At 71.5% G+C, this 23874-nt stretch carries 23 protein-coding genes and 2 tRNA genes; 15 read left to right on the top strand and 10 right to left on the bottom strand.

Annotated features, from left to right (window positions below):
• Nucleotides 1-41: 41 nt before the first annotated feature.
• The 11 genes from K7854_RS02735 (at nucleotide 42) to K7854_RS02685 (ending at nucleotide 9890) form a co-directional block, all read left to right on the top strand.
• Nucleotides 42-797 carry a GntR family transcriptional regulator gene (locus tag K7854_RS02735; RefSeq protein ID WP_226024722.1) on the top strand — a complete coding sequence of 252 codons (756 nt, stop codon included), beginning with the start codon at nucleotides 42-44 and terminating at the stop codon, nucleotides 795-797.
• A gap of 111 nt (nucleotides 798-908) precedes the next feature.
• Nucleotides 909-2054 (top strand): TIGR03364 family FAD-dependent oxidoreductase, encoded by a 1146-nt coding sequence (locus tag K7854_RS02730; RefSeq protein ID WP_226024721.1) that lies wholly within the window; start codon nucleotides 909-911, stop codon nucleotides 2052-2054.
• An 8-nt stretch (nucleotides 2055-2062) separates the two neighbouring features.
• On the top strand, nucleotides 2063-2761 hold the full coding sequence (locus tag K7854_RS02725) for an HAD family hydrolase (protein WP_226024720.1): 699 nt from the start codon (nucleotides 2063-2065) through the stop codon (nucleotides 2759-2761).
• Nucleotides 2761-3831: an ABC transporter ATP-binding protein gene (locus K7854_RS02720; protein WP_226024719.1), complete on the top strand. Its 1071-nt coding sequence runs from the start codon at nucleotides 2761-2763 to the stop codon at nucleotides 3829-3831. Before K7854_RS02725 ends, K7854_RS02720 begins: the two co-directional genes overlap by 1 nt.
• Nucleotides 3821-4645, top strand: a complete 825-nt coding sequence (locus K7854_RS02715) for a 2-aminoethylphosphonate ABC transporter permease subunit (protein ID WP_226024718.1) — start codon at nucleotides 3821-3823, stop codon at nucleotides 4643-4645. Before K7854_RS02720 ends, K7854_RS02715 begins: the two co-directional genes overlap by 11 nt.
• Complete coding sequence (locus K7854_RS02710; protein ID WP_226024717.1) at nucleotides 4632-5429, top strand: ABC transporter permease; 798 nt, start codon at nucleotides 4632-4634, stop codon at nucleotides 5427-5429. Before K7854_RS02715 ends, K7854_RS02710 begins: the two co-directional genes overlap by 14 nt.
• Nucleotides 5430-5474: 45 nt before the next feature.
• Nucleotides 5475-6527: a 2-aminoethylphosphonate ABC transporter substrate-binding protein gene (locus K7854_RS02705; RefSeq protein ID WP_226024716.1), complete on the top strand. Its 1053-nt coding sequence runs from the start codon at nucleotides 5475-5477 to the stop codon at nucleotides 6525-6527.
• 94 nt (nucleotides 6528-6621) lie between these two features.
• Nucleotides 6622-7401, top strand: a complete 780-nt coding sequence (locus K7854_RS02700; protein ID WP_226024715.1) for an HAD-IIA family hydrolase — start codon at nucleotides 6622-6624, stop codon at nucleotides 7399-7401.
• 103 nt (nucleotides 7402-7504) lie between these two features.
• Complete coding sequence (locus K7854_RS02695) at nucleotides 7505-8071, top strand: hypothetical protein (protein WP_226024714.1); 567 nt, start codon at nucleotides 7505-7507, stop codon at nucleotides 8069-8071.
• A gap of 2 nt (nucleotides 8072-8073) precedes the next feature.
• Complete coding sequence (locus tag K7854_RS02690) at nucleotides 8074-8769, top strand: class F sortase (protein ID WP_226024713.1); 696 nt, start codon at nucleotides 8074-8076, stop codon at nucleotides 8767-8769.
• Between the two features lie 92 nt (nucleotides 8770-8861).
• A complete protein-coding gene (locus K7854_RS02685) occupies nucleotides 8862-9890 on the top strand; it encodes a glycoside hydrolase family 6 protein (RefSeq protein ID WP_226024712.1) in 1029 nt (342 codons plus the stop codon).
• A 99-nt stretch (nucleotides 9891-9989) separates the two neighbouring features.
• Here the strand turns inward: K7854_RS02685 and glxA are convergent, their stop codons facing one another.
• From glxA to K7854_RS02670, 3 genes are all read right to left on the bottom strand, one after another.
• Entirely contained in the window at nucleotides 9990-11927 is a 1938-nt protein-coding gene (glxA, locus tag K7854_RS02680; RefSeq protein ID WP_226024711.1) for a radical copper oxidase GlxA, read from the bottom strand.
• The gene (locus K7854_RS02675) at nucleotides 11924-13927 is read right to left on the bottom strand and encodes a glycosyltransferase family 2 protein (protein WP_226024710.1); all 2004 of its coding nucleotides are present in this window, start codon (nucleotides 13925-13927) and stop codon (nucleotides 11924-11926) included. Before K7854_RS02675 ends, glxA begins: the two co-directional genes overlap by 4 nt.
• Before the next feature lie 292 nt (nucleotides 13928-14219).
• A tRNA-Lys gene (locus tag K7854_RS02670) sits at nucleotides 14220-14293 on the bottom strand.
• A 220-nt stretch (nucleotides 14294-14513) separates the two neighbouring features.
• Between K7854_RS02670 and K7854_RS02665 the strand changes: the two genes are divergently transcribed.
• The 3 genes from K7854_RS02665 to K7854_RS02655 all read left to right on the top strand — a co-directional run bounded on the left by K7854_RS02665 (nucleotide 14514) and on the right by K7854_RS02655 (nucleotide 17528).
• Nucleotides 14514-15566: a peptidoglycan-binding protein gene (locus tag K7854_RS02665; RefSeq protein WP_226024709.1), complete on the top strand. Its 1053-nt coding sequence runs from the start codon at nucleotides 14514-14516 to the stop codon at nucleotides 15564-15566.
• Between the two features lie 56 nt (nucleotides 15567-15622).
• Entirely contained in the window at nucleotides 15623-16774 is a 1152-nt protein-coding gene (locus K7854_RS02660; protein WP_226024708.1) for an SPFH domain-containing protein, read from the top strand.
• A gap of 148 nt (nucleotides 16775-16922) precedes the next feature.
• Nucleotides 16923-17528, top strand: coding sequence for a lytic polysaccharide monooxygenase auxiliary activity family 9 protein (locus K7854_RS02655; protein ID WP_226024707.1), 606 nt, complete (start codon nucleotides 16923-16925; stop codon nucleotides 17526-17528).
• Between the two features lie 45 nt (nucleotides 17529-17573).
• On the opposite strand, the gene K7854_RS02650 is transcribed toward K7854_RS02655, so the two are convergent.
• The 6 genes from K7854_RS02650 to ehuB all read right to left on the bottom strand — a co-directional run bounded on the left by K7854_RS02650 (nucleotide 17574) and on the right by ehuB (nucleotide 21738).
• Nucleotides 17574-17647, bottom strand: a tRNA-Lys gene (locus K7854_RS02650).
• 101 nt (nucleotides 17648-17748) lie between these two features.
• Nucleotides 17749-18507, bottom strand: a complete 759-nt coding sequence (locus K7854_RS02645; protein ID WP_226024706.1) for an IclR family transcriptional regulator — start codon at nucleotides 18505-18507, stop codon at nucleotides 17749-17751.
• Between the two features lie 181 nt (nucleotides 18508-18688).
• A complete protein-coding gene (gene ehuA, locus K7854_RS02640) occupies nucleotides 18689-19474 on the bottom strand; it encodes an ectoine/hydroxyectoine ABC transporter ATP-binding protein EhuA (RefSeq protein ID WP_226024705.1) in 786 nt (261 codons plus the stop codon).
• Nucleotides 19464-20114 (bottom strand): ectoine/hydroxyectoine ABC transporter permease subunit EhuD, encoded by a 651-nt coding sequence (gene ehuD / locus K7854_RS02635; protein ID WP_226024704.1) that lies wholly within the window; start codon nucleotides 20112-20114, stop codon nucleotides 19464-19466. Before ehuD ends, ehuA begins: the two co-directional genes overlap by 11 nt.
• Nucleotides 20111-20812 (bottom strand): ectoine/hydroxyectoine ABC transporter permease subunit EhuC, encoded by a 702-nt coding sequence (ehuC, locus tag K7854_RS02630; protein WP_226024703.1) that lies wholly within the window; start codon nucleotides 20810-20812, stop codon nucleotides 20111-20113. Before ehuC ends, ehuD begins: the two co-directional genes overlap by 4 nt.
• Nucleotides 20809-21738: an ectoine/hydroxyectoine ABC transporter substrate-binding protein EhuB gene (gene ehuB / locus K7854_RS02625; RefSeq protein ID WP_226024702.1), complete on the bottom strand. Its 930-nt coding sequence runs from the start codon at nucleotides 21736-21738 to the stop codon at nucleotides 20809-20811. Before ehuB ends, ehuC begins: the two co-directional genes overlap by 4 nt.
• Before the next feature lie 106 nt (nucleotides 21739-21844).
• Between ehuB and K7854_RS02620 the strand changes: the two genes are divergently transcribed.
• Nucleotides 21845-22339: a DUF3830 family protein gene (locus tag K7854_RS02620; RefSeq protein ID WP_226024701.1), complete on the top strand. Its 495-nt coding sequence runs from the start codon at nucleotides 21845-21847 to the stop codon at nucleotides 22337-22339.
• A 121-nt stretch (nucleotides 22340-22460) separates the two neighbouring features.
• On the opposite strand, the gene K7854_RS02615 is transcribed toward K7854_RS02620, so the two are convergent.
• A complete protein-coding gene (locus tag K7854_RS02615) occupies nucleotides 22461-23840 on the bottom strand; it encodes an amidase (RefSeq protein WP_226024700.1) in 1380 nt (459 codons plus the stop codon).
• Nucleotides 23841-23874 lie beyond the last annotated feature (34 nt).

Here is a 23874-nt window from a genome sequence, read left to right as displayed (position 1 = left end):
TGGGTACTCGGCTCGTCACCCGCGTCTGCGAACATCCCTGCGTGGACTATCCGAACGACCAGGCCCCGGGTGCCCCCGTTCGCTCCGGGATTCCCGAGCACGGGCGGGTGCCGAAGTACTACGCCGTCAAGGCGCGGATCGACCGGCTCGTCGGCGAGCTGGGGGAGGGCAGCGCCATCCCCACCGAGCGGGACCTGTCCGAGCGCTACGAGGTCGCCCGCGAGACCGTGCGGCAGGCCCTGCGCGAACTCGTGCTGGAGGGCAAGCTGCGCCGGCAGGGGCGCGGCACCGTGGTCGCGGGGCCGAAGCTGGCGCAGCCGCTGTCCCTGGCCAGCTACACCGAGGGCGTCCGGCGCCAGGGCCGTACCCCCGGCCGTGCGCTCGTCACCCTCGACCGCTTCCCGTGCCCCGACGCGCTCGCCGCCGAGACCGGTCTCACGCGCGGGGAGCCCGTCTGGCACCTGGAACGCGTGCTGCTCGCCGACGACGAGCGGGTCGGCCTGGAGAGCACCTACGTCGCCGTGGCCCGAGTCCCCGACCTGGACACCGCCTTCGACCCGGACTCGTCCTTCTACGCCCACCTCGCCGAGCAGGGCATCGCCTTCGGGGACGCCGACGAACGCATCGAGACCGTGCTCGCCACCCCGCGCGAGGCCCTGCTCATCGGCACCCCGCCGGCCCTGCCGATGCTGCTCATCCACCGCGTGTCGCGGGACACCCAGGGGCGCCCGCTGGAGCGGGTGCGCACCCTCTACCGGGGTGACCGCTTCTCCTTCACCACCCATCTGCGCGGCTGAAAAGCACCGCCTCCCCCGAGCCCACAGGAGTAACGAAAAGATAACGGGTCTAGCCCAAACGTGATGACCAGTTCACGCTCTCGTTGTCAGCCGGATTCCTCCGGTTCCCCGATGCCAAGGAGCGTGGCGGTCGTGAGAGTGATAGTCGTCGGAGCCGGCGTGGTGGGAACCATGCACGCCTGGCACGCAGTGAACCGCGGCCACGAGGTCGTACAGATCGAGCGCGAGACCGAGGCCCGCGGCGCCTCCCTGCGCAATTTCGGCCAGATCTGGGTCAGTGGCCGCGCGGGCGGCGAGGAGCTGGAGACCGCGCTGCGGGCCCGGGAGCTGTGGGAGGAGATCGGCGCCCGGATCCCGGCGCTGGGCTTCCGCCCGAACGGCTCCCTGACCCCCCTGCGCGGCGGCCTGGAGCTGGCCGTCGCCGAGGCGGCCGTGGCCCGCCCGGACGCCGCCGCCCGCGGCCACAAGCTGCTCACCGCCGGCGAGGCCCGCGCCCTGAACCCCGCCCTGCGCGGTGACTTCGACGCGGCCCTGCACTGCGAGCGCGACGCCGCCGTCGAACCGCGCACCGCACAGCTCGCCCTGCGCGCCGAACTGCTGAAGTCCCCGCGCTACACCTTCCTGCCCGGCCGCGAGGTCCGCGACGTCGTCGGCGAACACGCCGTCCGCGACGACCACGGCGACACGCACACCGGCGACGCCGTCGTCCTCGCCACCGGCGCCTGGCTCGGCGGCCTGGTGCGCGAACTGGCAGGCCCCGACCTGCCGGTGCGCCGGGTGCGGCTCCAGATGATGCAGACCGACCCCCTCGGCGAACCGCTCACCACCTCGGTCGCCGACGCCGACAGCTTCCGCTACTACCCCGCGTACGGCTCGCCCGCCCTGGACGAGCTGAACGCCCGGCAGCCGCAGCCCGCCACCGCCGCCGAGCACCGGATGCAGCTGCTGATGGTCCAGCGCGCCGACGGCGGCCTGACCATCGGCGACACCCACGAGTACGAGCACCCCTTCGCCTTCGACACCGTCGAGGACCCCTACGAGCACCTCACCGGTGTCGTCGAGTCCCTCCTCGGCCGCCCGCTGCCCAGGGTCCGCCGCCGCTGGGCCGGGGTGTACGCGCAGTGCACCGACCCGGGCCGCGTCGTGCACCGGCAGCGGGTGCGCGACGGCGTGTGGCTGGTCACCGGGCCCGGCGGGCGCGGCATGACCTGCTCACCCGCGATAGCCGAGACCACCGCGAACGAACTGGGCTGGTGAACCCCCTGATGACCACGACCACCCCCGACATCCGCCTCGTCGTCCTCGACATGGCCGGCACCACCGTCGCCGACGGCGGCCTCGTCGAGCGTGCCTTCGACGCCGCCGCCCGTGAGCTGGGCGTCGAACCCGGCACCCCGGACCACGCCGAGAAGCTCGCCTACGTGCGCGCCACCATGGGCGAGTCCAAGATCTCCGTCTTCCGCCACCTGTTCGGCGACGAGGACCGCGCCCAGCACGCCAACACCGCCTTCGAGAAGGCGTACGGCGAACTCGTCGACGGCGGCCTCGTCGCCCCGGTCCCCGGCGCCCGCGAGGCCGTCGAGGAGCTGGCCGCCGACGGCCGCACCGTCGTCCTCACCACCGGCTTCGCCCGCGTCACCCAGGACGCCGTCCTCGCCGCCCTCGGCTGGCAGGACCTGGTGCCACTCACCCTGTGCCCCGCCGACGCGGGCGGCCGCGGACGGCCGTACCCGGACATGGTGCTGGAGGCGTTCCTGCGCACCAAGGCGGCCGACGGCGTCCACCAGGTCGCCGTCGTCGGCGACACCTCCTACGACGTGCTCAGCGGTGTCCGGGCCGGCGCCGGCCTGGTCGCCGGGGTGCGCACCGGGGCGCACGGCGACGACGCCTTCCGCGAGGCGGGCGCCACCCACGTGCTCGACTCCGTCGCCGGTCTGCCCGCCCTCCTGCGCGGAGCCGGCTGATGGCCCCGCGTCCGGCCGGCGGCATCCGCTTCGACCACGTCACCGTCGCCTACGACGGCAACGTCGTCCTGGACGCCCTGGACCTCACCGTCGAACCCGGCGAGGTCATGGCGCTGCTCGGGCCGTCCGGATCCGGCAAGACCACCGCGCTGCGGGCGGTCGCCGGGTTCGTACGGCCCGCCTCCGGGCGGGTGTTCCTCGGCGACCGCGACGTCACCGCCCTGCCCCCGCACCGGCGCGGCATCGGCATGGTCGTCCAGCAGTACGCCCTGTTCCCGCACATGCGGGTGGCGGACAACGTCGCCTTCGGACTGAAGGCCCGCAAGGTCGCCAGGGCCGAGATCCGGACCCGGGTGGCCGAGGCGCTGGAGATGACCGGCATGGGCGCCTACGCCCGCCGCCACCCCCGCGAGCTGTCCGGCGGCCAGCAGCAGCGCGTCGCCATCGCCCGCGCGCTCGCCGTCCGGCCGGACGTCCTGCTCCTCGACGAGCCGCTGTCCGCCCTCGACGCCCAGCTGCGCTCCGGCATGCTCGCCGAACTGGCCCGGCTGCACCGCGAGCTGCCCGACGTGACGATCCTCTACGTCACCCACGACCAGGTCGAGGCGCTCACCCTCGCCGACCGGATCGCGGTGATGGACCAGGCGAGACTGCGCGCGTGCGGGACGCCGAGGGAGCTGTACCGGGCGCCGGCCGACGCGTTCACGGCGTCCTTCGTGGGCGGCGCGAACCTGCTGCCGGTGACGGTCGGGTCCGGGGGAGTGTCCCTCGGGGACGCGGAGATCGAGGTCGACACGACGGGGGCCGCCCGGGGCGCGTCGGCGACCCTGTGCGTACGGCCGCACCTGGTCGGGCTCGGCGACGGGCCCAACCGGCTCACCGGGACGGTGGGGGAGATCCAGTGGCGGGGGGCCACGCACCGGCTGTACGTCGACGTGGCCGGGCACCGGGTCATGGCCGACGTGCGCGAGCTGAAGGCGCCGCCGGTGCACGGGGAGCCGGTGACCCTGCACTTCGCGCCCGAGGACGCGGTGCTGCTGCCCGCGGGGGTGAGCACCGGTGAGGAGTAGAACGGCGCCCCTGTGGGCCCTTCCCCCGGTGGCTGTGCTCGCCCTCGTCTTCCTCTACCCGCTCGCCCTCGTCGTCCGGCAGTCGTTCCAGCCCGACACCGGCGGGACCTCACTGGAGCCGTACACCGACGTCTTCGCCTCGTCGGCGTTCCGCGAGGCGCTGTGGACCACCGTGTGGCTCGCGGTGGCGGCCACCGCCGGCTGCCTGGTGCTCGGGTTCGTGCTCGCCCTGGTCATCGCCTTCGTGCCGTTCCCCGGGGCCCGCGCCGTCTCCCGTTTCATCGACGTCTTCCTCTCCTTCCCGTCCTTCCTGATCACGCTCGCCCTGCTGTTCATCTACGGCACGGTCGGCATGGCCAACGGCGCGTGGACCGACCTGACCGGGGCGGACCAGGGGCCGTTCCAGTTCCTCACCACGCCCTGGGGCGTGCTGCTCGCGGAGATCACGTACTTCACGCCCTTCGTGATGCGTCCGCTGCTCGCCGCCTTCTCGCAGCTCGACCCCGGGCAGCTGGAGGCCGCCAGTTCGCTGGGCGCCCGCGCGCCGCGCATCGTCCGGCGGATCATCCTGCCGGAGGCGCTGCCCGCCCTCGCGGCCGGCGGCAGCCTGGTCCTCGTCCTGTGCCTGAACGAGTTCGGCATCGTCCTGTTCACCGGCGCCAAGGGCGTCACGACCCTGCCGACCCTCGTCTACGGCAAGGCGATCCTGGAGTCCGACTACCCGGGCGCCTGCGTGGTCGCCGTCGTCAACGTCCTGATCTCCGTGGGCCTCTACGGCCTCTACCGGGTGGTGAGCCGCCGTGCTGGTGCATAGCCGTGGCGCCAGGTGGGCCGTGTGGGCGGTCTTCCTCGTCCTCTTCCTGCCCCTGTTCGCCCTCCCGCTCCTCGTGGTCCTGGGCGCCTCCTTCGCCACCCACTGGTCCAGCGTCCTGCCCTCCGGCCTCACCACCGCCCACTACGAGGCGGCCACCCGCGGCGAGGCCCTCCAGGCGCTCACCACCAGCCTGGTCACGGCCACCACCGCCAGCCTGCTCGCCCTCGCGACCGGCACCTGGGCGGCGCTCGCCGCGGCGGCGTTGAAGCGGCGGCACCGCAAGGCGCTCGACGCCCTGTTCGTGCTGCCCCTGGCCGTGCCCTCGGTCGTCGTGGGCCTCGCCACCCTGGTCGCCTTCTCCCAGCCGCCGATGCTGCTCAACGGCACCCGCTGGATCGTGATCATCGCCCACTCCGTGCTGGTCACCGCCTTCGCCCACCAGTCCGTGTCCGCCGCCCTCGCCCGCCTCGACCCGGCCTACGAGCAGGCCGCCGCGTCCCTGGGAGCCACACCGGCGTACGTCCTGTGGCGGGTGAAGCTGCCCCTGCTGCTGCCGTCCCTGACCGCCGCCGCCGGGCTCTGCTTCGCCCTGTCCATGGGCGAGCTGAGCGCCACGATGATGCTGTACCCGCCCGACTGGACCCCGCTGCCCGTCCTGATCTACGCGGCCACCGACCGCGGCGCCCTGTTCACCGGCTCCGCCGTCGCCGTGGTCCTCATGACCGCCACCCTGCTGGTGCTGCTCGCCGTCTCCCGGATCCGCACCAGAGCCTCGTACCGCTGAACGCCGAAGCACCACCGCCCCGACACGCAAGGAGTTCACCTCGCCATGCCCAGGAACGCCCTCAAGCCGCTCGCCGCCCTCGCCGTCCTGGCGATCCCGCTGACCGCCTGCTCCGGCACCTCCGCCGCCTCCGACGAGAACGTCGTCACCGTCTACAGCGCCGACGGCCTCAAGGGCGAGAACGGCGACGGCTGGTACGACCAGGTGTTCAAGGACTTCGAGAAGGAGACCGGCATCAAGGTCGAGTACGTCGAAGGCGGCTCCGGCGAGATGGTGCAGCGCACCGTCCGCGAGAAGCGCAACCCGCAGGCCGACGTCCTCGTCACCCTCCCGCCCTTCATCCAGCAGGCCGACACCAAGGGCCTGCTGCAGAAGTACGCCCCGAAGGGCGCCGACCAGGTCAGCGGCGCCGACAAGGCCGCGAACGGCACCTGGACCGCCGTCGTCAACAACTACTTCGGCTTCGTCCACAACACGAAGGAGCTGAAGCAGGCCCCGGCCACCTGGGAGGACCTGCTCGATGCGAAGTACAAGAACAAGCTCCAGTACTCCACCCCCGGCGTGGCCGGCGACGGCACCGCCGTCCTCATCAAGGCCATGCACGACTTCGGCGGCGAGCAGCCCGCCATGGAGTACCTGAAGAAGCTCCAGGCCAACAACGTCGGCCCGTCCGCCTCCACCGGCAAGCTCGCCGCCAAGGTCGACAAGGGCGAACTCCTCGTCGCCAACGGCGACGTCCAGATGAACTACGCCCAGTCCAAGTCCATGCCCAACCTCGGCATCTGGTTCCCGGCCCGGGAGGGCGGAAAGCCCACCACCTTCGCCCTGCCCTACGCGGCCGGGCTCGTGACCGACGCCCCGCACACCGAGAACGGCCGCAAGCTCCTCGACTACCTGCTCGGCCGGCAGGCACAGCGGCAGGTCAGCGAGATCGGCGGCGGCTTCGCGGCCCGCCAGGACGTCAAGGCCACCGACGCCAACGCCATCGCCCTGACCAAGCTGATGGACGGCGTGGAGGTCTTCGAACCGGACTGGAACGACATCGAGGAGAACCTCACCTCCTACATCGACGCCTGGAAGGAAGCCACCGGAAGCTGAGCGGCCTTCCGGAAGCCGAGACGGCCGTTCCCTCAAGATCCGGCACTGTCTAGGCTGGAGCGCACGCAGGACCGCGCAGGCAGGAGACCCGCACATGGCAGACCGCAAGCCCATCGAGTCGTGGCTCACCGACATGGACGGGGTCCTCATCCACGAAGGCGTGCCGATCCCCGGCGCCGACGCCTTCATCAAGAGGCTCCGCGAATCCGGCAAGCCCTTCCTGGTCCTCACCAACAACTCGATCTACACCCCGCGCGACCTGCACGCCCGGCTGCGCCGCATGGGCCTGGAGGTGCCGATCGAGTCCATCTGGACCTCGGCGCTGGCCACCGCCCAGTTCCTGGACGACCAGCGGCCCGGCGGCTCGGCGTACGTCATCGGCGAGGCCGGTCTGACCACCGCCCTGCACGACATCGGCTACATCCTCACCGACCACGACCCCGACTACGTGGTCCTCGGCGAGACCCGCACCTACTCCTTCGAGGCCATGACGAAGGCGGTGCGCCTGATCAACGCGGGCGCCCGCTTCATCTGCACCAACCCCGACGAGACCGGCCCCTCCACCGAGGGGCCGCTCCCGGCGACCGGCGCGGTGGCCGCGCTGATCACCAAGGCGACCGGCAAGCAGCCGTACTTCGCCGGCAAGCCCAACCCGCTGATGATGCGCACCGGGCTGAACGCGATCGGCGCCCACTCCGAGACCAGCGCGATGATCGGCGACCGCATGGACACCGACGTGCTGGCCGGCATGGAGGCCGGGATGCAGACCTTCCTCGTCCTCACCGGCCTCACCCAGCCCGAGCAGGTCGAGAACTTCCCGTACCGCCCCTCCCAGGTGGTCGACTCCATCGCGGACCTCGTCGAGCGGATCTGAAACGCCGGCCGTCCCCGGATGACCCGAACGGAGCAAACCGGCCCCCGCGCGGGATGCGGGGGCCGGTCACGCGGGGGAGCCTCCAGGTAACTGGAGGTACACGATGGGCTCACTGAAGGTCACACTCTGTGCCGGAGCCGCGCTGGCCTGCGCGCTGTGCGCACCGGCCGCCCAGGCCCAGGCGGCGGACGGCGGCGGTGTCTCGGTGACACCGTCCTCGCCCGCCCCCGGCACCGACGTCACGCTGCGCGTGCCCGACTGCACGGAGAAGACTGCCGTCGCCGTGTCGGCGGCCTTCGAGTCGGACGTACGGCTCGGCCTGGCCGCGGGCGACGGCGTCCTCGTCGGCTCCAGCCGGGTCCGCACCAGCGTGCAGGCCGGTGCCTACGCCGTACAGGTCACCTGCGGCGACCAGGCCCGCAAGGGCACCATCACCGTCGCCGGGGACCGGCGCCCGGACACCCGGCCGACCGCGCCCGCCTCACCCGTCGCCCCCGTCGACGCGGGCGGCGGCGGCACCGCCCGGCTGGCCGCCGCCGACAGCGGGGAGCAGGCCCGCTCCGAGCCGCCCGGCACGGCGCACACCGTGACCGGCCTGGTGCTCGCCGGCATCGCCGCCGTCGCCGTCGCGCTGCGCAGCGTCCGCAGCCGGAGCCGCGGGACGGACTGACCATGTCCGGACAGGACGAGCAGGACACCGCACCGAAGACCGCCGCCCCCGGCGGCCGCCTGGTGACCGGCATCGCCTGGGCGGTGCTGCTCCTCGGGCTGTGGCTGTGGGGCCGCGAGGCCACCGATGTGCGCGAGGGCATATCCCGGCCCGCCACCGGCGACATGGCGGCGGCCGGCCGGCCCCCCGACGTCCCCCTGCCGCCGGCCCACGCACCGCTCGACGAGGCCCGCCCGCAGCGGCTCGACGTCCCCGGACTCGGCATCGACGCCCCCGTCGTGGCCCGCGGCCTCGACGGCAAGGGCGCCATCGAACCCCCGCCCTTCGACCGGCCCGGCTCCGTCGGCTGGTACGCGGCCGGCGTCACCCCCGGAGCGGCCGGCACCGCCCTGATGGTCGGCCACGTCGACACCGAGACCCGGCCCGCCGTCTTCTACGAGCTGAGCACCCTGGAACCCGGCGAGACGATCCGGGTGGTCCGCGAGGACACCGAGGTCGCCGAGTTCACCGTCGACGACGTCCAGGTCCTCACCCGCGACGGCTTCGACGCCCAGCAGGCCTACGGGCCGCGGGACACGGAGCGCTCCGAACTGCGCCTCATCACCTGCGGCGGCACCTTCGACCGGACGACCGACACCTACACGGCCAACGTCGTCGTCTCCGCCTACCTGACCGGAACCGCTTCCGGCACGCCCTAGCACAGGACCCGGGGACCGCACCCGGGAACCGCGTGGGCGCAGGCGGCGTATGTCAGGATTGAGCCTCGTAACAGTGCACCCAGGGGGGTTGGATGTACGGCAGCAAGCCGGCCGGAAACATGTCCAGGAGGCGGGCTGCGTCGGCCGCGGCACTGGGGGCGGCGGCCCTGCTGCTCGCGGGCTGCTCCTCGTCCGGTGACGGCGGGGACGACAAGGGCGCGGGCGCCGGGATCACGCAACAGCCCAAGGAGACCGACCCGTTCTGGGTCAACCCCGACGGCACCGCGGCACGGCAGGTCGCGTCGCTCACCGAGGCGGGCAAGAAGGACCAGGCCGAACAGATCCGCAAGATCGCCCAGCAGCCGACCGGCGAGTGGATCAGCCCGGAGAACCCCGAGGAGCAGGCCCGCGGCTTCACCGAGGCCGCCGACGAGGCCGGCCGCACCGCACTGCTCGTCCTCTACAACATCCCGCACCGCGACTGCGGCCAGTACTCGGGCGGCGGCGCCGCCGACGGCGACGCCTACCGCGCCTTCGTCGACGGGGTGGCCAAGGGCATCGGCGACCGCGCCGCCACCGTCGTCCTGGAACCGGACGCGGTGCTGCACCTGGTCGACGGCTGCACCCCGCAGGAGTTCCACGAGGAGCGCTACGACCTCCTCAAGGGCGCGGTCGCCAAGCTCGGCGCCCTGAAGAACACCAAGGTCTACCTGGACGCGGGCAACGCCGGCTGGGGCCACCCCGACCAGATCTTCGACCCCCTGAAGCGGGCCGGCATCGACCAGGCCGACGGCTTCGCGGTCAACGTGTCGAACTTCTACACCACCGAGGACTCCCTCGCCTACGGCAAGCAGCTCTCCGCCAAGGTGGGCGGCAAGCACTTCGTCATCGACACCAGCCGCAACGGCAACGGCCCCTACACCGAGGGCGCCCCGGACGAACGCTGGTGCAACCCCCCGGGCCGGGCCCTGGGCGAAACCCCGACGACCAAGACGGCCGACCCCCTGGTCGACGCCTACCTGTGGGTCAAGCGCCCCGGCGAGTCCGACGGCGAGTGCAAGGGCGGCCCGAAGGCGGGTCAGTGGTACCCCGAGTACGCCCTGAAACTGGCGCAAGGATAAACGCCCCAGGGACGCGGGGCCGTGACATGTGCGGCTACCGCCGCGTGCGCGCGACAAGCCACGACGCTCCCGCACCCCTGGTCACAACCCGCGGGAGCGCTACGGCACCCGCACCCACTCCGCCTTGCTCGGCGTCCCCTCCCCGTCCGTCACGAACATCATGTACCACCCCGACTGCACCAGGTTCTTGTTGCCCGGCACCGTCACCGTCAGCTTGTCCCCGTCCGCCTTGAAGTCCAGCGCGATGGACCGCTGATCCACGTCCGTGACGTGCGTGGACGCGCTCGGCCGGATCAACCGCACCTTCTTGACGGTCGACGCCGCCCGCGAGGTGAACGTGCCCGACTCGCCGCGCGCGATGGTCTGCGGGCCGCCGGACAGGTCCGGCCGCGAGTCCCGGTACAGGTACGGCGGCGTGTAGATCTCGATCCGCTGCTCGAACTTGCCCGGCTTGGTGTTGGCCTTGTCGGCGTAGAGCGAGTCCGAGCCGAAGAACATCAGCCGCCCGTCGGGCAGCAGGATCGAGCCGGAGTGGTAGTTGCGGCCCACCAGCGGGTCGGCGACCTGCTCGAACTCGTTCGTCTCCGGGTGGTACAGCCGGGCCTGGAGGATGTTGGAGTCGCTGCGGCCCCGGTAGTCCTCGGAGCCGCCGGAGACCAGCACGCTGTCGTCGGGCAGGATCGAGGCCTGCGGATAGCGCGTGCCCTTCTCCAGTGACGGCCCGTCCACGAACTTGGGGTCGGCCGCCTTGAGGTCGGCGATCCGGGTCTTCTCGCTGGACAGCTTGGACTCGCCGACCCCGCCGCCGCCGATCACCATGTACTTCTCGTCCTGCGCCGGCGGCAGCAGCACCGTGTTCGCCGTCTCCAGCATGTTCGCGTCGCTCATGCCGGGGACCTCGGTGAACTTGTTGGTCTCCACGTCCCAGATGCCCGGGGTGCGGCCCACGTCGTCGGGGCCGTACCCGGCGTTCGCGCCCGAGTAGAAGACCTTGCCGTTCTGCATCAGGAACAGCGCCGGGTAGGTCGGGAACTGGCGGACCTTGTCGGTGTAGGTCCACTCCTTGGTCTTCGGGTCGTAGATCTCGTTCTTGCCCGGGACCAGCTGGCCGATGTCGTCGAGGCCGGAGACGCTGAGGATCTTGCCGTCGCCGAGCGTGGTGAGCGTCGGGTACCAGCGGGCCTCGTGCATCGGGTCGACCTTGATGTACTTCTCGGCGACCGGGTCGAACTCGAAGGCGTCCCGGATGCCCTGGAAGTCCTTCTTGTCGAGGGCGAGCTTCTGCGCGATGCCGTACGTGTTGCGGGCGTCGGCGCCGGACAGGCCCTGGACGCGGTAGTTGTCCTCGGTGCCCGTCTCGTACTCGCTGCCGGTCTTCTCCGCCTCGACGTAGATGCGGCCCAGCCCCGGGTCGTTGCGCAGGAACTTCCCGGTCGCCTCGTCGAAGACCTTCTCGGCCCGGGGCACCAGCACCGGGTCCTTGGAGACGAAGGTCTTGCCGTTCTCCTTGCCGGTGAACCTGGTGCCCGCCGGCAGGGTGATCGGCTTGTCCGGGTTCTCGTTGTGGACGACCATCAGGCCGCCGGCCTTGGTGACGTCGCCCTTGAGCTTCTCGTACCGCTTGGTGCCGCCCGCGATCAGCAGATTGCCGTTGGCGAGCTGCGTGTGCCCGGTGCAGAACAGGTCGGTGGGCGTCGGCACCTTCTTGATGGTGCCCTTGACGGGGTCCCAGATCCGGGTGTCGTACTGCTTGTCGTCGGAGTTGTCCTGGTTGTTGCCGGACCCGGCGACCATCAGCACCTTGCCGGTGCGCAGCAGTGCCGCGTGGATGGTGTTCTGCCGGTACTTCTCGGGAAACTCGATGATCTCCCACTTGCCGTTGGCGGCCTTGTACTCCGGCTGGTTGATCTTGTACTGGTGGTATTTCTCGGTTCCGAAGCGGTAGAGCCACGGTCCGTTCATCCCGGCCAGCGCGACTACCACCGCCGTACCTATCGCGAAGCGACGGGCGCGGCGGCGGCCGGCACGGTCTTTCATTCCTTACGTCCCCCAAGTCCACCAAGGGCGATCTGCATGGTCTGGTCGTCGCCCCCGTCGGCGGAGGCGGCCCAGCTGGGCTTCGGCTGCGGCGCGTGCGGTCCGTACGGCGCCTGCTGCTGTCCGTAGGGCGGGTACGCCTGTCCGGGCACGGGCTGCTGCGGCGGGACCCGTGGCGCGGGCTCCGCCGCCGCGACCGGCGGTTGCTTCTTCGCCTTCCGCAGCTCGTGTCGCCAGGCGAACATCGGCGACGCGGTGATCAGCAGCGCGAAGGTCGCCCAGATGATCATCGCGGGGTGCGAGTGGCCGTACACGAAGCCGGCGGCGATCGAGCCGCCGAAGACGACGATGAAGTACCAGTGGTAGCGGAAGGTGCCGAACAGGGTGTCCGGGCTGGCCGAGTCGCCCTTCGGGGTCACCACGAACTTGCTCTTGCGGCGCAGCACGGAGTCGATGAGCGCCTTCGCGTACAGCGGCGCCGACAGCGCGGACATGATCATGCCGGCCACACCGCCGGAGCCCTCCGGCTCGTGCGGCGAGACGTTGTGCCGGCGGTTCCAGACGTACAGGCCGATCTGGAGCGCGGAGGCGTTGCCGTAGAGCATCAGCCAGACCGCCGGGTCGATGTTGACGCCGGAGGCGCCCAGGCCCAGGAACAGGCAGCAGCTCAGCGCCGCCAGGATCCAGTTCAGGGCCGACATCGGATAGAAGATGATCATCATCGTGTAGTTGAAGAGCTTGCTCGGCGGCAGCGAGTACCAGCCCTTCCAGTACTGCTTGAGGATCGTCTCGTACGTCCCCCGCGACCAGCGCATCTGCTGGGTGAAGAAGTCCGTCCAGGCGTTCGGGCCCTCGCCGACCGCGAGCACGTCCGGGGTGTAGACCGAGCGCCACTTGCGGCCCGTGGCCGGGTTCTTGTGGCGGTGCATCTCGAACCCGGTCGCCATGTCCTCGGTGATCGAGTCGTACAGGCCGCCGATCTGCTTGAGCGCCCTGATGCGCACCGCGTTGGAGGTGCCCACGAACATCGGCCCGCCGTAGCGGTTGCCGGCGCGCTGGATCAGCGCGTGGAAGAGGAACTGCTGCGACTCGGCGGCCTTGGTGATCGGGTTGTCGTAGTTGCCGTAGACCTGCGGGCCGATGACGAAGCCGACGTCGGGGTCGCGGAAGAAGCCGAGCATCCGCTCCAGGTAGTTGGGCAGCGGCACGTGGTCGGTGTCGACGGAGGCGAAGAAGTCGTAGTCGTCGCCGTGCGCGTCCAGCCAGGCGTTGTAGTTGCCGTGCTTGGTCTTGGCGCGGTGCGGGCCCTTCTTCCGGTTCCACTTGGCGACGCCCTTGCGGGAGAAGTGGTGCACGCCCAGGCGCGCGCAGACCTCCTTCACCTCCGGGTCGTCGCCCTCGTCGAGGAGCCAGACGTGCAGCAGACCGCGGTGGCGGATCTTGACGGCCGCCTCCAGGGTCTTCGTCACCATCTCCAGCGGCTCCTTGCCGGGCACGAAGGAGGTGAGGAAGGCGACCTTGGTGCCGGTCTCGGGCACCACCGGGACCGGGTCGCGGGCGACCAGGGTGGCGTGCGCGTTCGACAGCACGTTCAGGCAGCGGAACAGCTCGATCAGACCGATCGCGACGAGCATCACGATGTCGAGCGCGGGCAGCCACGAGAAGGCGGGGTAGTCGCGCTCCGTCCAGTGCTCGGGCTGGAGCAGCCAGACCAGCAGCACCACCGACAGCAGCGGGGCCGCGGCCAGCATCAGGGCGACCCGGATGCGGTGCGGCTCCTGCGAGATCAGCGAGCGGTACTGCACCCGGTACGGCTTGTTCGGGTCGGGCTGGGTGAGGGGGCCCGCGAGGCGGCTGTAGTGCTCGTAGTCGTACTTCGGCAGCGTCTTCTTTATCCGGCGGAACGAACCGGTGTTCCAGTTCCGGTGCCCGGGCACCCTGAGCTGGGTGGTCTGGGACGGGTCGTGGTCCTGCCCGGCGCCCGTCGGCGTCGACGTCATGAATCATCCCCCCACACGCGGGTCATGCGTGTTTCGTCGCTTCCTTCGCCTGCTCCGGTCCCCCTCGACCGTCACGGACGTGTCAGTGGTGGGTCATGGTCACCACGGCATGCACACCTTATATAGACATGGAATGGCGACCCCCGGTTGCATGATGCCCCCCTCGGCATCCCCTCGGCACCCGGCCCCCAACCGGACCAGGGTTCTACGGCGTTCGTCATGATCGCAAGACGTCCCGGAACCGGGTACGCCGAAGGCCCCCCGTGTGATACGGAGGGCCTTCGACTGTCGGTGCGCCGCCAGGGACTCGAACCCCGGACCCGCTGATTAAGAGTCAGCTGCTCTAACCAACTGAGCTAGCGGCGCCTGCTGACCTGCACAACTCTACCCGATGCGGAACGGTGCCCCGGACCACCGCCGACGGCCGGTGGCCCGGGCGGCCCGCGGCCCCGGCCACCGGCCGCCCGGGCCGCGTACATCATTCGGACCGTCAACATGCGCGTCCTGAAGACAGTTGCGAAACTGACCGACATGTACCGAAGTGCACCGCCGCGGACCCGTCCAGCGGGAGTGTGAGGGGAATCGCATGGAGACTCCCGTATTCGAGGAGATCGAGCCCGCGAGCGACTGCGACTGCGCCGGCTGCCGGCACTGGCGGCGGGTGCTGCCGCACGCGCCTTCGGGCCGGGCGCTCGCCCATCCGGCGGCGTACCGCACGCTGGTCGTGGCCACCGCCGCCGCTTCCGCCACCGCCGTGTCCGCCCTCGCCGCGGGACCGGCGGCGGCCCCCCCGGCGGCCGCCCACGCACCCCCCCGGCCGGGCGTCGGCGCCGCTGACGAGCCCGGCACCCCCCAGGGGGCGCGGGCCCCGCTGCACGGTGCGACCGGCCGGCCCGCCGCGCCCCCGGCCGGTGCGGAGCTGGCCGGCATCACCCGAGCGGAGATCATCGACCGGGCCGGCACCTGGGTGGCCGCGAAGGTCCCGTACAGCACGACCGCCTACTGGTCCGACGGCTACCGGCAGGACTGCTCGGGCTTCGTGTCGATGGCCTGGAAGCTGCCCGCCAACGAGTGGACCGGAAGCCTCGGCACCGTCGCCGACCGCATCACCAAGGAGGAGCTCCAGCCCGGCGACATCCTGCTCTTCCACAACGCCTCCGACCCCCAGTCGGGCTCCCACGTGGTGATCTTCGGCGGCTGGACGGACGGCACGCACACCGCCTACACGGCGTACGAGCAGACCCCGCCGCACACCCGCAAGCTGGACACGCCCTACGCCTACTGGAGCAACTCCGCCAAGTACCTGCCGTACCGCTACAAGGGGGTCACGGCGGGCAAGGCGAGCACGGCGGACGCCGGACAGGCGCCGCCCGGGGCCGCGGGCCCGGCCTCCCACGGGGTGGCCGGATACCCCGGACGGGCGATGTTCGGGCCGGGCGCGGACAACCCTTACGTCACCCGGCTCGGCAGGCAGCTGGTGCGCAAGGGGTTCGGCACGCACTACACGAAGGGGCCGGGTCCGCGCTGGGGCGAGGCGGACCGGCGGGGCGTCCAGGCCTTCCAGCGCGCCCAGGGCTGGCGCGGCGGGGCGGCGGACGGCCACCCGGGCCCGGAGACCTGGCGGCGGCTCTTCTCCTGAGCACGCCGGGGTGATCATCCGTTCATGACGCGTCTGGCGCGGAGGCTGGAGCACGCATGAGTACGACATCGTCAACGAACCCGGAGGCCGCGGCGACGGCACCGGAGGAGCCCGCGGCGGCGACCGGTCAGCGGACCGCCCGGCTCATCCACAACGAGGCCACCACCGAGATCCCGGTCCACCTGCTCTTCCGCGACGACCCCGACCCGGCGCCGGTGCCGCTGCGGCCCGCGGTCGTCGCGCGGCGGCAGGGGCCGGGGGAGCGGTCGGCCGGGCGACCCGGCGCCCGGCGCCCGGTCGCCGCGCGACCGCGGCCCGCGCCCCGGATCGACCCGGAGCTGACGGAGCGTCCGGCCCGGGTGCTGCCCGGCGCCGCGGGCGTGGCCGCCGGTCTGTGCGGGGCGGCCGGGTGCGCGGCCACCTCCTGGTGGGCCGGTCTCGTACCGCCGCTCGCGGCCCAGGCGCTGGGGCTGCCGGTGTCCCCGGGGGCCGGGCTCGGACCCGCGCAGTGGGCGGCGTACGCGGCGGCCGGGGCGCTGGGGATGTTCGGGTTCGGCGGGCTCGCCCGGGGCCGGACCGGACGGGCCTGGGTGCTCGGCCTGTTCGGCCGCTACCGGGGGACGGTGCGGCGCACCGGCCTGATGTGGGTGAACCCGCTGCTGCTGCGCCGCCGGGTGGACGTGCGGCTGCGGCACTGGCGCAGCGAGCCGATGCCCGCCGCGGACGGCAACGGGGTCGCGCTCAGGGCGGTGACGCTGGTGGTGTGGCGGGTGCGCGACACCGCCAAGGCCACGCTGGGCGTCGAGGACCACGAGACGTATCTGCGCGAGTGCGTCGAGGCGGCGCTGGCCCGGGTCCCGGTGGAGCCGCTCGGCACGGTGCGCAGCTCGGCGGACGTGGCCGGCGACACGCTGACCCGGCTGGTGGCGGCGGACGCGGCGCCGGTCGGCCTGGAGGTGTTCTCGGTGCGGCCGGTCCGGGTGGAGTACGCCCCGGAGGTCGCCGCCGCGATGCACCGGCGCCGGCTCGCCGCACTGGACGCCGCGCAGCGGGCGAGCGTGCTCACCTCGGTCGTGGACTCGGTGGAGGACACGGTGACCCGGCTGACCATGCGCGGGCTGGTCGAGCTGGACGACTACGAGCGCAAGGTGCTGGTGAAGGACCTCACGGTGGCCTTCTGCGCGGGGCGCGGGGACCCGGGGGCGTGACCCGTCCGGCGGTCCGGCGCGGGCGGGCAGCGCCTTCCGTCTTTGGTATGGACATGTTCAACTAACGGCAATAATCTGAACTTGGTCTAGACCTGCACGGCTCACTGAAATCCCCTGAACTTCCCCACACGTCACAGGGAGCAGCAGTATGCGCACAAGGACCAAGTTGTACGCGGCCGCGCTGGGCATGGCGACCACCGGAGCCCTCGTGCTCTCGTCCGGCGGCGCCAGCGGTCACGGCTACACCGACCTGCCCGTCAGCCGGCAGAAGGTGTGCCAGAACGGCACGGTCAGCGGGTGCGGCGCCATCCAGTGGGAGCCGCAGAGCGTCGAGGGACCCAAGGGCTTCCCGGCCTCCGGGCCGGCCGACGGAAAGATCTGCTCCGCCGGCCACGGGTCGTTCGCCGCGCTCGACAGCCCCAAGCAGCCGAACGGCCAGGCGTGGCCGACCACCAAGGTGAACGGCGGGCAGAGCTACACCTTCCGCTGGCAGTTCACCGCCCGGCACGCCACGACCGACTTCAAGTACTACGTCACCAAGCCGGGCTGGAACCAGAACCACAACCTGTCCCGGTCCGACCTCAACCTCACCCCGTTCTTCACGGTGCCCTACGGCGGCAAGCAGCCCCCGGCCACGCTCTCCCACAGCGGCACGCTGCCGTCCGGGCTGAGCGGGCACCACGTGATCCTCGCGGTGTGGACGGTCCACGACACGGGCAACGCCTTCTACGCGTGCTCGGACGTCACCTTCTGAAGCACGCGGAAGGGCCCCTCGCTCGGCGAGGGGCCCTTCCTTCTGTGCGCCGCCAGGGACTCGAACCCCGGACCCGCTGATTAAGAGTCAGCTGCTCTAACCAACTGAGCTAGCGGCGCATGACTCCCGCCGTCCGCTTCCCGCGGCCGGCGACGACGAAAATACTACCTGGTCCGGAGCAGTGCTCGTGACCAGCCCCGGAGCGGCCGCCGGACGGACCCTAGATCGCCAGGGACAGCAGCACCGGTGCCGCGCTCCGGTTCAGCTCGTCGGCGGCCCGGCGCAGCCGGTGCGCGTGCTCGACCGGGAGCGACAGGGCCAGACAGCCCACGGCGGAACCGGCGGTGATCGGGACGGCCGCGCAGACCGTGCCCACCGCGTACTCCTGGAGGTCGAGGACGGGCACGGTGGCCGGCTGCGACTCCAGCCGGGACAGCAGCACCCTGTCGCTGGTGATGGTGCGCGAGGTCAGGCGGGCCATCCGGTGCCGGGCCAGATGGTCTCGGCGGCCCGCGTGGTCCAGCTGGGTCAGCAGGGACTTGCCCACCGCGGTGGCGTGCGCCGAGACCCGGAAGTCCACCCACTCGTTCACCCTGGGCGTGGCCGGGCTGTCGGCGTACTGGGTGACGCTGACCTCGCCGTCGACGTACCGGCTGATGTAGACCGCGGCGCCCACCGAGTCGCGCAGCCGGTCCAGGGTGTGCTGGAGCTGCTCGCGCAGGGCCTGCTCGCGGCCGTGGGCCGAGCCGAGGCGGGCCAGTGCCTCCCCGGTGACGTACAGCCCGTCGGCGGTCTGCTCGACGTAGCCCTCGCGGCGCAGCATGCGCAGGAGCGGGGTCAGCCGCTCCGGGTCGAGGCCGCTCCCGCGGCCGATCTCGGCGTCGGTGACGCCGGAGGTGTGCCGCGCCACCGTCTCCAGGACGCGCAGGGCGTCCTGGGCCGAGTGGTGCGGCGCGGTCGGCCTGTGCTGCAGCGCCACGGTGGTCTCCCCCTGCGCTCGCTGGTGCATCCCTGCGTTCACGATAGCCGCCAAGAGGCCGCTCGTGAGGGGGTGTTGACCGGATTTCGGGGCTCTCATCTGCGGCGCTGGCCCACCGGCATATGCCGATGACCTGCCCCAACGTCCCGACCTCGGACGTTGGGGCAGGCGCCCCGCGCAATTACAGGACCGCGCTGAGAAACTCCCGCGTCCGGTCGTGCTCCGGCTCGCTGAAGATCTTCTCCGGCGGGCCGGCCTCGATGACCCGGCCCGAGTCGAACATCAGGACCTGGTCCGAGATGTCCCGGGCGAAGTTCATCTCGTGGGTCACGCAGAGCATGGTGATGTCCGTGGTGCGGGCGATGTCCCGCAGCAGGTCCAGGACGCCCGCGACCAGCTCGGGGTCGAGCGCGGAGGTCACCTCGTCCAGCAGCAGCACCTTCGGCCGCATCGCCAGCGCCCGGGCGATCGCCACCCGCTGCTGCTGGCCGCCGGAGAGCTGGGCCGGACGGGCGTCGCACTTGTCGGCCAGGCCCACCATGTCGAGCAGGCCCTTGGCCCGCTCCACGGCCTCGTCCTTGGACATCCCGAGCACCGTGACCGGCGCCTCGGTGATGTTGCGCAGCACGCTCATGTTCGGGAACAGGTTGAACTGCTGGAACACCATCCCGATCTGCTTGCGGACCTCGCGCCGCTCCTTCTCGGTCGCCGGGAAGAGCTTCTGCCCGTCCACGGTGATCGTGCCCTCGTCCGGCTTGAGCAGCGTCATCAGCAGCCGCAGGATCGTCGTCTTGCCCGACCCGGACGGGCCGATCAGGGTGACGTGCTTGCCGGCGTCGACGGAGAAGTCCAGGTGGTCGAGGACGGTGTTGTCGCCGAACCGCTTGGTGACCTGCTCCAGGCGTATCAGCTCGCCGGAGCTGCGCTCGGGGCTTTTCTCGGGGTTGGGAAGAGTGTCAGTGGGCAAGGCGTCGCTCCAGGGCTCGCAGGGCAAGGGAGGCCAGGTAGGAGATGACGATGAAGGCCACGCCGATCACCGTCAGGGGCTCGGTGAACTGGAAGTTCTGCTGCGAGAACAGCCGCGCCTCGCCCAGCATCTCCAGCACCGTGATCGCCATCAGCAGCGGCGTGTCCTTCAGCATGGAGATCACGTAGTTGCCGAGGGCGGGGGCCACGCGGCGGATCGCCTGCGGCAGGATGACCGCCGTCCAGGTCCGCCGCATCGGCAGGTTCAGCGCCGTCGCGGCCTCCCACTGGCCGACCGGCACCCCCTCGATGCCGGCCCGGTAGACCTGCATCGTGTACGTCGAGTAGTGCAGACCGATGGCGACCACACCGGTGGTGAGTGCCGAGAACGTGATGTTCCACTCGGGCAGCACGTAGAAGAGGAAGAACAGCTGCACCAGCAGCGGGGTGTTCCGGATGAACTCGGTGACCACACCGACCGGCCAGGTCACCCAGCGGGTGGGCACCCGCATCAGCAGCGCCCACACCAGACCCACGCCGAAGGAGACCAGCGAGCCGAGGACCAGGATCTGCAGCGTGACCAGCAGTCCGTCCCAGAAGTGCGGCATGAAGTCGGAGACCGCGCTCCAGTCCCATTTCACGACACACCACTTCCCTCGGGCACCCGCACGGCCGCCGTCTTCTTCTGCGGCGCCTTCCCGACGCCCGCCTTCAGCTTCTTCTCCAGGCCGCGCATCACCCGCGTGAGCAGGAACGCGATCACGAAGTAGATCAGCAGGATGTACGTGTAGATCTCCGCGCTCTCCTGCAGCGCCAGGCGCACCAGGTTGGCGCTGAAGGCCAGGTCGCCCATGCCCATGATCGACACCAGCGCGGTGCCCTTGAGCAGCTCGATCAGCAGGTTGGAGAAGGGCGGGATCATCTCAGGCACCGCCTGCGGCAGCAGGATCAGCTTCATCCGCTGCCAGGGCGTGAAGCTGAGCGCGATGCCGCCCTCCTTCTGCGCCGGGTCGACCGCGCCGAGCGCGCCGCGCACGATCTCGGAGCCGTACGCCCCGTAGGTCAGGCCCAGCGCCAGCGTGCCCGCCCACATCGGCACCAGCTGCCAGCCGAAGGCCGGGGGCAGCACGAAGAAGACCCAGAAGATCATCACCAGCGCGGAGGTCCCGCGGAACACCTCGGTGTAGAAGCCCGCCAGGAAGCGGACGATCCACAGCCGGTGGGTACGCGCGATGCCGACCACGAAGGAGACGCCCGTCGCGAGCAGGGCGCTGAAGAAGAGCAGCTGGACGGTGACCCAGACGCCCTGGAGTACGAGTTCCCACAGTCCCGAGGTCATCCGCCGCAGAGCTCCTTCGCGGTCAGATCCGTCATCTCTTCCTCGGTGAAGCCGAAGGGCTTGAGGATGCGCAGCAGTTCGCCGCTCTTCTTGAGCTTCTGCAGCTCGACGTTGAAGGCGTCCCGCAGGTTGGTCTCGTCCGGACGGAAGGCGAAGGCACCGCCGTCGACATGGGGCTTGCCGCCGACGAGCGGGGCGAAGGGCTCGGTCGCCTCCGCCTTGCTGGACTTCTTCACCACCTCGCGCACCGTCAGCGCGGTCCCCGCGAAGACGTCCACGCGCCCGGACTCGACGGCGTTGAGTCCGGCCACCTGGTCGGGGACGATCAGGATGTCGTCCTCCTTGTACCCGTGCTCCACCGCGTAGGCGATCTCGGCGTAGCCGGTGCCGGTCGCGAACTTGGCCTTCTTCTCGACGACGTCGCGGTAGTTGTGCAGCCCGAGCGGATTGCCCTTGCGCACGATGTACGCGTCGAGCATCTGGTAGTCGGGGTCGGAGAAGATGACCTGCTCGCAGCGGTCGGCGTTGATGTACATCCCGGCCGCCACGACGTCGAACTGCTGGGACGCCAGGCCCGGGATGAGGGAGCCGAACTCCGTCGGCACGGGCTGCACCCGGTCCACCCCGAGCCGCTTGAAGATGACCTTCGCCAGCTCCGGCGCCTCACCGGTCAGCTCGCCGTTCTTGTCGATGTACCCGAAGGGGATCTCGCCGGCGATGCCGAGCCGGGCGACGCCCTGTGCCCTCAGCCGCCCGAGCAGGTCTCCTCCCTCGACGTCGGACGCGGTGGCCACCCGCGAGCAGCCGGCCGCCCCCAGTGCGCCGAGCGCCGCGACCCCCGCGAGCAGCGACCGGCGGGAGGGCCCGGCTGTCCTGGACCTTTGGTCGGATATACCCCTTGGTGGGGTTCTGTGTGGTGGAGCCATGGGCGCGCAGCTACCCGAAGGCGGGCAGGTTATGCCGATCTTTTTCAGTCCGATACCTCGGCCCGGCGCCCTTGACCGCGGGGCCGCGGGGCACTGCCATGGAGGCATGGCTGATCGCTTCATCGAAGTCTCGCTGGTCAAGCGCGGAATCACCTGCACGGCCCAACTGCTGGACGAACGGGCCCCGATCACCTGCGCGGCCGTCTGGGACGCGCTCCCCCTCGGCGGCGACGTGTACCACGCCAAATATGCCCGCAACGAGATCTACGCCCTTTTCCCGCCCTTCGCGACAACCGAACCGCCGCTGGAGAACCCGACGGTAACGCCCATTCCGGGCGACCTGTGCTATTTCGCCTTCGCGGGTGCCGAGTTGGGCACGAAGGCGTACGGCTACGACCGCGAGGTCCGCCCCGGCACCACCCTCGTCGACCTCGCCCTCTTCTACGAACGCAACAACCTCCTCCTCAACGGCGACGTCGGCTGGGTGCCCGGCACCGTCTGGGGCCGCATCACCGAGGGCCTAAAGGCCATGGCGGAGGCCTGCAACGACCTGTGGCGCACGGGCGCGGCGGGCGAGACGCTGAGCTTCCGCCGGGCTTAGCCGCGGGCAGTCGTGCCGCCCCAGCCTGCGGGCAGTCGTGCCGCTGGGGCGGCACGGGTGGGCGCAGGCGGCACCCGGCAAGCGCCGGGCAGCGCACCCCACCCCCGCCCGCGCCGGGTCACTACTCGGCCGCCGCCCCGTACAGCGCATGCGCCGCTCGCAGCACCAGATCGTCCCGGTGCCGCGCCGCGACGATCTGCACCCCCACGGGCAACCCGTCCCCGTCCACCCCCACCGGCACGGTGGCGGCAGGCTGCTGCGTGAGATTGAACGGGTACGTGAACGGCGTCCACCCCGTCCACCGCCGGTGCCCCGACCCCTTCGGCACCTCCACCCCCGCCTCGAACGCCGTGATCGGCATCGTCGGCGTCACCAGCAGGTCGTACTCCTGGTGGAACACGCCCATCCGCCGCCCCAGCTCCATCCGGACGTCCACCGCCGCCAGATAGTCCAGCGCCGAGTACCGCGAGCCCGCTCCGACGATCTCCCGCAGCCCCGGGTCCAGCAGCTCCCGCCGGCCCGCCGGCAGATGCTGCACGACCCGTGCCGCCCCGCTGAACCACAGGGTGTGGAAGGCGTCCACCGGGTCCGTGAAGTCCGGGTCGGCCTCCGTCACGTACGCGCCCAGACCCGCCAGCCGCTCCACCGCCCGCCGCACCGCCCCGGCGACCGCCGGACGCACCGCGACCTGCCCGCCGAGCGAGGGCGAGTACGCCACCCGCAGCCCCCGCACCCCGCCCGGCAGGGCCTCGGTGTACGACCCGGGGGCCGGGCCCAGCGCCGACCAGTCCCGGGCGTCCGGGGTGCCGATGACGTCCAGCAGCAGCGCCGCGTCCGCCGCGTCCCGGGTGATCGGACCGACGTGCGCGAGCGTGCCGAACGCGCTCGCCGGGTACAGCGGCACCCGGCCGTACGTCGGTTTCAGGCCGAAGACGCCGCAGAAGGACGCCGGGATGCGCACACTGCCGCCGCCGTCCGTGCCCAGCGCCAGCGGCCCCGCCCCGAGCGCCACGGCCGCCGCCGCGCCCCCGCTGGAACCGCCCGCGGTACGGGACGGGTCGTGCGGGTTGCGGGTGACGCCGGACAGCGGCGAGTCCGTCACGCCCTTCCAGCCGTACTCCGGTGTCGTGGTCTTGCCGACGAACACCGCGCCGTGCTCGCGCAGCCGGGCCACGGACGGCGCGTCCTCGTCCCAGGGGCCGTCGGGGGAGACCGCCCGGGAGCCCCGCAGGGTCGGCTGACCCCGGGTCAGCAGGATGTCCTTCACCGTCACCGGCACCCCGTCCAGACGCCCGCACGGCTCCCCGCGGCGCCACCGCTCCTCGGCCCGGCGGGCCCGGTCCAGCGCATCCTCACCGGTCAGCCGGACGAAGGCGTTCACCTCCGGCTGGATCCGTTCGGCCCGCTCCAGGACCGCCCGGGTCGCCTCCACGGGGCTGAACTCACCCTTGCGGTAGCCGTCGACGAGCTGTACGGCGGTCAGCTCGGTGAGGTCGGTCATGCGGCACCCTCCCGCGGGTCGGTGACGTCGGCGA

This window comes from Streptomyces hyderabadensis, assembly GCF_020404845.1.
Taxonomy (GTDB): Bacteria; Actinomycetota; Actinomycetes; order Streptomycetales; family Streptomycetaceae; genus Streptomyces; species Streptomyces hyderabadensis.
This window is presented reverse-complemented; position numbering and strand designations above follow the sequence as displayed.